The organism is Arthrobacter sp. TJ-240 (assembly GCF_058269195.1).
This window is the reverse complement of the sequence record NZ_JBZCNG010000002.1, coordinates 399,110-408,952: the sequence shown is the minus strand read 5'-3', so window position 1 is coordinate 408,952 and position 9,843 is coordinate 399,110. Positions and strand designations below refer to the sequence as shown.

Sequence of the window (9,843 nt, the reverse complement as noted above, 5' to 3'; positions counted from 1 at the left end):
GATCCAGACGACGAGCGGTCGCCGCCACCCGTGGTGCCGCCCAGTGCAGGGAGCACCCGTGAGCCTGAAGCCATTGACGGATGACGAGCGAACATCGGCGCGCGAGAAGGCGACCGCGGCGCGTGCGGTGCGGGCGGACATCAAGTCCCGGCTGAAGACCGGTAAGCTTTCGGTGGCCGAGGTCATCGACAACCCGGACGGCGACGACGCCGTGGGCCGCCTCAAGGTCCTGGATCTCCTCAAGGCCCTGCCCGGAGTCGGCGACGTGCGCGCAGCGGCGATCATGACCGAGGTCGGCATCGCCGCCACGCGCCGTGTCCGCGGCCTCGGCGTCCATCAGCGCAAGGCCCTGGTCCTGTACCTGGAACAACATCACGCCGGCCCGGCCGGCAAGTAAGGAAGCAGTAGTGTCACAGCCCCGGCTGACAGTCCTTGCCGGCCCCACAGCGGTTGGCAAGGGAACAGTCTCGACGTACATCCGGGACAACTACCCCGAGGTGTGGCTCTCCGTCTCGGCGACCACGCGCCCTCCCCGCCCGGGCGAGGTCGACGGCGTGCACTACTTCTTCGTCTCGCCCGAGGAGTTCGACCGGCTCGTCGACGACGGGCAGCTGCTGGAGTGGGCCGTGGTCCATGGACGCAACCGGTACGGCACGCTCCGCAGCACCGTCCAGGCCGCGATGGACGAGGGGCGGACCGTCCTGCTCGAGATTGATCTGCAGGGCGCACGCCAGGTCAAGGAGAGCATGCCGGAGGCCAATTTCGTGTTCCTCGCCCCGCCCACCTGGGACGAGATGGTGCGCCGACTCGTGGGTCGCGGGACCGAAACACCGGAGGAACAGCAGCAACGGCTGGAAACCGCTAAACTGGAACTTGCCGCCGAGCCCGAATTCAACCACACCGTCGTCAACGACTCCGTGGAGCATGCGGCAGACGAGCTCGTATCACTGATGGGACTGCGTCCGCTGCAGCGCTGAGAGGCCCCGCACCAGCCGTTCCGCCTTATTTTTTGGAGAATTTGTGTCAACTCAGCCCGAAGGCATCATCAACCCGCCGATCGACTCTCTGCTGGAGGCCTCGGACTCGAAGTACGCCCTCGTGATCTACGGTGCCAAGCGTGCCCGCCAGATCAACGCGTACTACTCGCAGCTCCACGAGGGCCTGTTCGAGTACGTCGGCCCCCTCGTCGACACCAAGCTGAACGAGAAGCCCCTCTCCATCGCCCTGCGCGAGATCAACGAGGGCATGCTCGTCTCCTCACCCATCGAACAGTCCGAATAACACGACCGATCCAGCAGGCGGCAGATAACCGGTGCGCATAGTACTTGGTGTCGGAGGAGGGATAGCGGCCTACAAGGCAGCATCCCTCCTCCGTCTTTTCACGGAGTCCGGCCATGACGTCACCGTCATCCCCACGGAGGCCGCCACGCGCTTCGTCGGCACGGCCACCTGGGAGGCGCTCTCGGGCCGTCCCGTCAGCAACAGCGTCTGGGACGACGTCGACAAGGTGAACCATGTGCGCCTGGGCCACGAGGCGGATCTCATCGTCATCGCGCCGGCCACGGCCGACGTGCTCGCCCGCGCGGCCGCCGGTCTCGCCGACGACCTCCTCACCGGCACGCTGCTCATGGCCCGCGGGCCCGTCGTGATGGCTCCGGCCATGCACACCGAGATGTGGCAGCACGCCGCCACCCGCGCGAACGTCCAAACCCTCCGCTCGCGTGGAATCACCGTCATCGAACCCGCGTCCGGCCGGCTCACGGGTGCGGACACCGGGCCCGGCAGGCTGCCCGAGCCGGCCGAGATCCATGCCGCCGCCCTCGCCGCCCATGCCGCCGCCCATGCCGCCGCCCATGCCGCCGCCCATGCCGGCGGAGCACTGCACGGCAAGCGCGTCACCATTTCCGTCGGCGGCACCCGCGAAGCCCTCGACCCCGTGCGGTTCCTCGGGAACCGGTCCTCCGGTAAGCAGGGCATGGCGCTGGCCGAGGCCGCGCTCGCCCAGGGCGCGCACGTGACCCTCGTCCTCGCCCACGCGGAGGTCGCCCCGCCCCGCGGATGCGACGTCGTGCGGGTCGAGTCCGCGCTCCAGCTGCGCGACGCCGTCCTCGCAGCGCTGCCCGCCACGGACGTGCTCGTCATGGCCGCAGCCGTGGCGGACTTCCGTCCCGCCGAAGTGGTCGCCACCAAGATCAAGAAGAACGACGACGGGACGGATCCCGTGCTCACGCTCGTCCGCAACCCCGACGTGCTCCGTGAGGCGGTGCTCACCCGCGACGCCATGCCCGCGGGCACGGATCACGCCCGGCCGCTGGTCATCGCCGGTTTCGCCGCCGAGACCGGCGACGCGACGGCCGATCCCCTCACCCATGCCCGTGCGAAGCTCGCGCGGAAGGGATGCGACTTCCTCGTCCTCAATGTGGTCGGCTCGGACCTGGTCTTCGGGGAGGACTCCAACGAGGTCACCATCATCGGCGCCGACGGCAGCGAGTCGGCTCCCGTGCGCGGATCGAAGCGTGTCGTCGCGGACGCGGTCATCGGCCATGCGGCCGGCCTGCTCTCCCGCTGAGCCGCACGGCGGAGGGTCCAGCGCGGGCACGTCCCACGGCGGCGCAGGACCCGGCATCGAGCCGGACGGTCCGTCCGACCAAGTAGAGTGAGCACGTGAATTCTCCCAGCCCTGAGTCCTCGTTGCGCCTCTTCACGTCGGAGTCGGTCACCGAGGGTCATCCGGACAAGATCTGCGACCAGATCAGTGACGCGATCCTCGACGGACTCCTCGAGCAGGATCCCGATTCCCGCGTCGCGGTCGAGACGCTGGTCACCACGGGCCTCGTGCACGTGGCGGGGGAGGTCACCACCGAGGCGTACGTGGAGATCCCCGACATCGTGCGCAAGACCATCCTCGGCATCGGCTACGACTCCTCGGCCAACGGCTTCGACGGCGCCCGCTGCGGCGTGTCCGTGTCCATCGGCCAGCAGAGCGCGGAGATCGCGTCCGGCGTCTTCACCTCCCTCGAGACGCGCGAGGGCACGGGCGTGGACCCGTACGACGCGCAGGGCGCGGGGGACCAGGGGATCATGTTCGGCTATGCGAGCAACGAGACCTCGGTGCTCATGCCGGCGCCCATCTGGCTCTCCCACCGCCTCTCCGAACGGCTCACCACGGTCCGCAAGGACGGCACGCTCCCGTACCTGCGCCCCGACGGCAAGACCCAGGTCACCATCGGGTACGACGGCGATCGGCCGGTGTCCATCGACTCCGTGGTCATCTCGTCGCAGCACGCGGCCGAGGTCTCCCTCCACGAGCTCCGCGCGGACCTCGTGGAGCAGGTCATCACCCCGGTGCTGGCCGAGTCCGAGCTCGACGCCACCGGCGTGCGGCACATCCTCAACCCGGGCGGCGCCTTCATCATCGGCGGGCCCGTGGGCGACGCCGGCCTCACAGGACGCAAGATCATCGTCGACACCTACGGCGGCATGGCCCGCCACGGCGGCGGCGCCTTCAGCGGCAAGGACCCCTCGAAGGTGGACCGGTCCGCCGCGTACGCGATGCGCTGGGTCGCCAAGAACGTCGTCGCCGCGGGGCTCGCCCGCCGCGCCGAGATCCAGATCGCCTACGCGATCGGCATGGCGCAGCCCGTCGGCATCTACGTCGAGACGTTCGGCACGGAGACCGTCGACCCGCAGGCCATCGGCAGGGCGATCCGTGAGATCTTCGACCTGCGGCCCCTCGGTATCATCAACGCGCTCGACCTCAAGCGGCCGATCTACCAGCGGACGGCCGCGCACGGCCACTTCGGCCGCGAGGAGGACGGCTTCACCTGGGAGCGAACGGACCGTGTGGACAAGCTGCGGAGCTACTTCAACGCCTGAGGCGGGAGGGGACGGCGGGCGGCACGGGCCACCCGCTGCAGCATCATGACCGAGACGACACGGCCCGGAACGCGGCCGAGCCCGGGTGCGGACGGCCAGCTGTCGCTCCTGCACGGGTTCGGACCCGCGAAACTGCCGCAGGCCGACCCCGAGCGGGCATCGTCCCTGCCCGTCGCGCGGGTCATCCTCGACGCCCAGCTGCCACACCTCGACCGCTTCTTCGACTACGCGGTGCCCGCGGCGATGGACGCGGAGGCCCAGCCCGGGGTCCGGGTGAAGGTGCGGTTCGCCGGACGCGAGCAGGCCGCATTCCTCGCCGAACGGGTCGACGAAGCCAGCACGACGGCGACGCTTCTTCCGCTCGGCAAGGTCGTGTCGCCGCAGCAGGTGCTCCGGCCCGAGATCCTCGCCCTCGCAACCGCTGTCGCCGCCCGTTCCGTCGGCACGGTCAGCGACGTGCTGCGCTCGGCCGTCCCGCCGCGCATGGCCCGCGTCGAGACGGAGTTCCCTGATGGGATCGGCGCGCCGGCGACCGCGGAGGAGGGGGAGCCGTCGCTGCCCGTGTACGTGGAACCCCGTGCCTCCGGCAGCTTCTCCCGCTACCTCAACGGGCGCACCTACCTGCAGCACCTCCGGGCCGGTGAGTCACCGCGCGCCGTCCTAACGAGCCTCGGGGGGTACGGCGCGACTGCCTGGCCGGAGGAGATCGCCGACGCCGTGACGGCCACGGCGGCCTCCGGGCGGGGCTCCGTCGTCGTCGTCCCCGACCAGCGCGATCTTGCGCGGGTGGAAGCGGCGCTCGTCGCCCGGCTGGGCGCCCCCGCCGTCGCACGGCTCACCGGTGAAGACGGCGCGACGCCGCGGTACCGGAACTTCCTGCGTGTCCTCCACGGGACCGCGACCGTCGCCGTCGGTACCCGGTCCGCGGCCTATGCTCCGGTGCGGAACCTCGGGCTCGTGTGCCTGTGGGACGACGGCGACGACCAACACGTCGAACAGCGCGCTCCCTACCAGCACGTCCGGGACGTACTGCTGCTGCGCGCCGAGCACGAGGGCACGGCGATGCTGCTCTCCTCCGTCGGGCGGACCACGGAGGCGCAGCGCCTCGTCGACACGGGCTGGGCGCGCGCCATCCAGGCCGACCGTGCAGAGGTGCGCCGGGCCACGCCGCGCGTCGTCCATGCTGCAGACGCATACCAGATGGAGAGGGACCCCCTGGCCGCGCAGGCCCGGATCCCGCACGCCGCCTGGGCCGCAGCACAGGCGGGCCTGAAGCACGGCCCCGTGCTGCTGCAGGTCGCGCGCACGGGGTTCTCGCCGGCGCTGGCGTGCGACCGGTGCCGCCACCCGGCGCGGTGCTCGGCCTGCGCCGGACCGCTCGCGCAGGCGGGCCGGTCGGCGCCGCTCGCATGCCGGTGGTGCGGGCGCCCCGAGACCTCCTGGTCCTGCGCCGAGTGCGGGGGAACCCGCATCCGCGCCACGGTCGCGGGTGCCACACGCACGGCCGAGGAACTGGGCAGGGCTTTTCCGGGAGTACCCGTCATCTCCTCGGCGGGGGAGCACATCGTCGACGCCGTGCGGGATGCACCCGCGGTCGTCGTCGCAACGCCGGGCGCGGAACCGGTGGCTCCCGAGGGATACGCTGCGGTCATCCTCCTCGACGGCAATGCGCTGCTGAGCAGGGAGTCACTGCGCGCGGGTGAGGACGCCCTCCGGCGCTGGTTCTCGGCGGCGATCCTCGCGCGCCCCTCCGCGGCGGGCGGCACGGTGGTGATCACCGGCGACGACGACGTCGCGGTGGGCCACCTCGTGCGGTGGGACCCAGCAGGCGCCGCCTCACGGGAACTCGCCGAGCGGCAGGAACTCGGCCTGCCGCCCGCCGTGCGCTACGCGGTGCTCACCGGGACCCGCGAGGCCCTCACCCACTTCCTCGAGGGCGTGCAGACGGAGGGCTCGGTGCGCGTCGTCGGCCCGGCCCCGGTGCCGCCCGACGTACGGCGCGAGGCGATGCTCGCCGCGCGTGGTGCTGCCGCCGCGGTGAAGGGCGCAGCACCGACAGGGCCGCCGGACACCCTCGCGGGCCAGGGGAGCCACCGCGTGCTGCTGTTCTTCCCCTATCGGGCAGCTGCCCGCGTCACCGCCCAGCTGCGGGCACGCCGCGCCGCCCTGTCGGCCAGGCGGACGGGGGAGCCGGTGCACATCCGTCTCGACGCCCTCGACGTGCTCTGACCCGTCTCGGCCCGGCGGTTCGACGCTTCCTCGGGGGGGGTCAATCGCCGTCAGCGTCGGCAGCTCCGGGGGCTTGGGGGCTCGGAGACGGTTCGGCTGTTGCGGTGAATGTCTGCCCCGAATCCCCGGCCCGCAGCACGGCGAGGTTCTTCTCGAAATCAGGAGCATCGGATGCATCGGCGATGAAAGGACTGGCATCGACACCTGCCTCACCGGGTATGTCCGTGGTGGGTCCGTCCGTCGGAATCCGCGTGGCAAGGTCACTGCCGGCGGGGTTCACAGCCATCAAGCGGATGGGCGGTGCCTCACAGCCTGACGTCTCGCTGGCGTCCATGCCGGCCTCCTGACTCGTGGTGTGGTCAGTCTAGGCGGACAGCATCCCGATGCAACGCGCCCGGGGCGATAGCGTTGATGAACAGCGAGCTGTGGTGATGATTGAGCGTGAAGACACTCATCGTTACCGCCCACCCTGACCGGAACTCGCTGACCCATGACATAGCGCGTCGGCTCGAGCGAGTGTTGCAGCCCGGGACCGTGGAGCTCGCTGATCTGGCAGCAGAGGGCTTCGATCCGAGGTTCACCCTCGCCGATCGGCACACCTACCGGGTCGGGGACGATTTCGCCCCCGACGTCGCCGTGGAGCAACTCAGGCTCGACAGGGCCGCCCATCTCGTGCTGGTGTTCCCTGTTTATTGGTGGTCGATGCCGGCCCTGCTCAAGGGGTGGATCGACCGCGTGTTCGTCAATGGTTGGGCGTTCGACATCGCCGCGGAGGGCGGCATGAACCGCAACCTCGGGCGCCTGACAACACATCTGGTGCCCATCGCCGGTGATGACGCCGGCGTGTACGACCGGCACGGCTACGAGCATGCGCTCCGGACGCAGATCGAGCACGGCATCATCGACTACTGCGGCAGCCGGCGCGGCGTCACGGCATTCGTGTATGAGTCCGAGCGGGACGACGCCGGCGCCCGTGAGCACGTCGTCCTCAGTGCCATCGACGCCGTCAGCCAGGCAATCAGCGAATAGGAACGCGAATCCCGCAACCTGCATACGCCTCAGTGGGACGCGGGCCCTCCACCGGGCCGAGGACCGGATGAAACCAGCCCGTCGACCCCGATGTCATCACACCCGTCGATAGGATCGACGCATGATTCCTGACCCGCGGATGAGCCGACGTTCGCCTGTCCGTGCAGTCGAGCGGTTCTTCGCGAAGCACGGGCGGGCGTGGCTGGTCCTGCCTGATGGGTGGTACGGGCGGCCTTTCGATTCCCTCTTCTCCCTCACCCTCGCCGCGGATCTCCCGCAGGGGCTCAGGATCGAGCTCGAAGGGGGAAGAGAACTGGAGTGTGAAGGCGACATCAACGTGACAAGAACCAAGTTCGAGAAGTACCCGGCCCTGCGCATCGAGGGCTTCCGGACGGCTTCCTGGGATCCCCACGATGACATCGGAGTCAGAAGAACCTACGGCGCATCAGGTGCAGTCTTCCTGGTTTCGTTCCGTCGTTGAACGGATGACGACACGAAGGACAACGGCCTATGCCCGGGCAACGACGCCTACTACGCCCTGAATCCGGCCCACATGGCGTTCCTCGCGGGCAACAAGAACGGGATCGGATATCCCTCAGGTGGTCCTACGAACTCCATAGGCCGGCAGACCGATGCCTCAGTGGTGAGCGGCGTTTCGGATCAGCTCTGCGATGAGTGCGGGTTGTTCGAGGCCCGGCAGATGCGCCGCACCCGGCAGGACGCGTACTGACCCCTGTCCTATACGGCGTGCAGTCTCTTCATAGAACGGCACGTCGCAGGGCACATCGAGCTCACCCCAGGTACACAGCACCGGCACGCTCACATCACCGAGCCGGGTCCAGGCATCAACACCGGCATCGCCGGCTGAATCAGGGGCAGCGACCGCGAGAATCCTCCGGTTCATCGACTCGAACATTTCCCGCGCCTCACCTGCGACCCGGCCTTCCGTTGCTTCCGGGCCGTCCAACCACAGGTGGGCAAGCGCCCGGATCCTGTCGTCGTCCGGTACGTTCGGGTCATCTGCACGTGTCATCAGAGCAGCAGAGGCCTCGTCCGGCTGCCAATCGAACGACGTGTCCTCGTCGGTCATCCCTGATACCGCAGCACCGATGAGCACCAGCCCGCTGACCCGATCAGGACGCAGCAGAGCCGTATCGAGCGCCAGCGCCCCGCCCATCGAATTGCCGACGAGCAGAACCCTGTCGAGGCCGAGTTCGTCGATGGCCTGAAGCAGGTCATCGACGTGCGTGAACGATGATGCGTCAGTAGCCGCCGGGGTGTCTCCGTAACCCCGCCTGTCATACGCGATCAGATCAGAGCCATCGCGGTGGAGCGCCTCCGCGACCGCGATCCAGGATCGCCGGTCGGCGACACCAGCGTGCAGGAAGACCACCGCTGGCCCCGGCCCCGGCCATCTCGTCACGGCGAGCTGACTGCCATCGGAGAGCGTAACCATGAGTTGCTGAGGGTCCATAGGCCCGAACCTACTTCAAACCCGCGTCCCATGACAGAGATCGCTCGTCCCTGCCGTGCATCCGTAAGCTGATGCTTGACCGGACGGGGCCAGCGGCACTTCGGTGCCCAGCTGTGGTCCTCGGCCCGCTGCACGGGACGCCGAGTTAGTGGTCCCTCGAGCTGGTCACTGTGTGCGCCGCAACGCCGACAGCGGTGCGGGGCTCGCGCGGCCGCGTTTGACCTCGCCCCAAGGGCGCCGTCCATGCTGATATCGATTCGATGAGCCGAGGGAGGGAAGACAATGAGGGATGCACTGGCTGCTGGACAATTCGAGGCGGTCACCGGTCTGACGGCGAAGGCGCTGCGCCTTTACGGGGAACGCGGGATCCTTCTGCCGGTCTCGGTGGACCCGCTCACCGGCTACCGCGCGTATGACCACACGCAGGCCCGGCATGGCATCACCCTCGATCTGTTACGGCGTGCCCAGGTTCCGTTGGCGGAGTTGGCGACCGCGCAGGCCTTCGATTTCCAGGGTTGGCGGGAAACGATTGCTCTGCGGCGTGCACTGGAGGATTTCTACCTCGGCGTCGCCGAGCGCGTTGCTGCGTTCGTCCCCGAGAGCTTCCTCGCTCACAGCGATCCTGTTCCACCCGTGGACTGGGTGGGCGTCATCATCGACCTCGGACTTCCTCTGGACCTCGAAGGCCGAGCCGAAGCCTTCATCACACTGGCGACGAATGTCCCCGCCATCGATCAGGCCTTCGTGGAGGTGCTCTCGGAGCTCGGCGAGGATCTGGCCGAAACAGTCTGGACAGCTGTCCCGAATGCATCCAGAAGCGGCACGAACCAGATGCTCATCGCCCGCCCCACCTCCCTGCGCCCGACCCAGCGAAGCCGCGATGCCATCGCGGCGCACGTGCTCGCACGGACCGGGCAGCCGGTCACCGTGGCCAACGACACGCTACCCCGGCGCATCGAGATCACATTCACCCATGACCGCCCGAGCGAGCCAGGCGGTGTTGAAGAAGCCGCCCGCGACTATCTGCAGACCCTCGCTTTTCACGACCATCTCGAGCGACATGGGCTCTCCGCCGTCCATCCCACCGCACGGCAGGTCGTGCACGGCCCTTCGCTGCTCGGCGGCAGCTCGCCGGTCAGCATTTTCGATGCACAGCCTCCAGTGGGGACCAACACACAGCCCCTCCGTCCAGGTGGATGACAACCAAGGTCGAGGTGTACACAGGCTGAAGAACA

At 69.0% G+C, this 9,843-nt stretch carries 11 protein-coding genes; 9 read left to right on the top strand and 2 right to left on the bottom strand.

Features of this window, described 5'->3' with window-relative positions; translation table 11 throughout:
- The first annotated feature begins 58 nt into the window (after nucleotides 1-58).
- From mihF to AC4D2C_RS06610, 6 genes are all read left to right on the top strand, one after another.
- Entirely contained in the window at nucleotides 59-397 is a 339-nt protein-coding gene (mihF, locus tag AC4D2C_RS06635; RefSeq protein WP_104050637.1) for an integration host factor, actinobacterial type, read from the top strand.
- A gap of 10 nt (nucleotides 398-407) precedes the next feature.
- Nucleotides 408-977 (top strand): guanylate kinase, encoded by a 570-nt coding sequence (gmk, locus tag AC4D2C_RS06630; protein WP_490913572.1) that lies wholly within the window; start codon nucleotides 408-410, stop codon nucleotides 975-977.
- 43 nt (nucleotides 978-1,020) lie between these two features.
- Nucleotides 1,021-1,281, top strand: a complete 261-nt coding sequence (gene rpoZ / locus AC4D2C_RS06625) for a DNA-directed RNA polymerase subunit omega (protein WP_334210087.1) — start codon at nucleotides 1,021-1,023, stop codon at nucleotides 1,279-1,281.
- Between the two features lie 31 nt (nucleotides 1,282-1,312).
- The gene (gene coaBC / locus AC4D2C_RS06620; protein WP_490913570.1) at nucleotides 1,313-2,569 is read left to right on the top strand and encodes a bifunctional phosphopantothenoylcysteine decarboxylase/phosphopantothenate--cysteine ligase CoaBC; all 1,257 of its coding nucleotides are present in this window, start codon (nucleotides 1,313-1,315) and stop codon (nucleotides 2,567-2,569) included.
- Nucleotides 2,570-2,664: 95 nt separating this feature from the next.
- On the top strand, nucleotides 2,665-3,876 hold the full coding sequence (gene metK, locus AC4D2C_RS06615) for a methionine adenosyltransferase (protein ID WP_490913568.1): 1,212 nt from the start codon (nucleotides 2,665-2,667) through the stop codon (nucleotides 3,874-3,876).
- A gap of 45 nt (nucleotides 3,877-3,921) precedes the next feature.
- Nucleotides 3,922-6,105: a primosomal protein N' gene (locus AC4D2C_RS06610; RefSeq protein ID WP_490913566.1), complete on the top strand. Its 2,184-nt coding sequence runs from the start codon at nucleotides 3,922-3,924 to the stop codon at nucleotides 6,103-6,105.
- A 40-nt stretch (nucleotides 6,106-6,145) separates the two neighbouring features.
- Here AC4D2C_RS06610 and AC4D2C_RS06605 read toward each other — a convergent pair whose 3' ends face one another.
- Nucleotides 6,146-6,439: a hypothetical protein gene (locus AC4D2C_RS06605; protein WP_490913565.1), complete on the bottom strand. Its 294-nt coding sequence runs from the start codon at nucleotides 6,437-6,439 to the stop codon at nucleotides 6,146-6,148.
- Between the two features lie 107 nt (nucleotides 6,440-6,546).
- On the opposite strand from AC4D2C_RS06605, the gene AC4D2C_RS06600 reads away from it, so the two are divergent.
- Complete coding sequence (locus AC4D2C_RS06600) at nucleotides 6,547-7,134, top strand: NAD(P)H-dependent oxidoreductase (RefSeq protein WP_490913564.1); 588 nt, start codon at nucleotides 6,547-6,549, stop codon at nucleotides 7,132-7,134.
- 121 nt (nucleotides 7,135-7,255) lie between these two features.
- Nucleotides 7,256-7,615 (top strand): hypothetical protein, encoded by a 360-nt coding sequence (locus tag AC4D2C_RS06595; RefSeq protein WP_490913563.1) that lies wholly within the window; start codon nucleotides 7,256-7,258, stop codon nucleotides 7,613-7,615.
- A 156-nt stretch (nucleotides 7,616-7,771) separates the two neighbouring features.
- Here the strand turns inward: AC4D2C_RS06595 and AC4D2C_RS06590 are convergent, their stop codons facing one another.
- Nucleotides 7,772-8,608, bottom strand: a complete 837-nt coding sequence (locus tag AC4D2C_RS06590) for an alpha/beta fold hydrolase (protein ID WP_490913562.1) — start codon at nucleotides 8,606-8,608, stop codon at nucleotides 7,772-7,774.
- A gap of 282 nt (nucleotides 8,609-8,890) precedes the next feature.
- Here AC4D2C_RS06590 and AC4D2C_RS06585 point away from each other — a divergent pair, with 282 nt between their 5' ends.
- Nucleotides 8,891-9,808 carry a MerR family transcriptional regulator gene (locus AC4D2C_RS06585; protein WP_490913560.1) on the top strand — a complete coding sequence of 306 codons (918 nt, stop codon included), beginning with the start codon at nucleotides 8,891-8,893 and terminating at the stop codon, nucleotides 9,806-9,808.
- The last annotated feature ends 35 nt before the right edge of the window (nucleotides 9,809-9,843 follow it).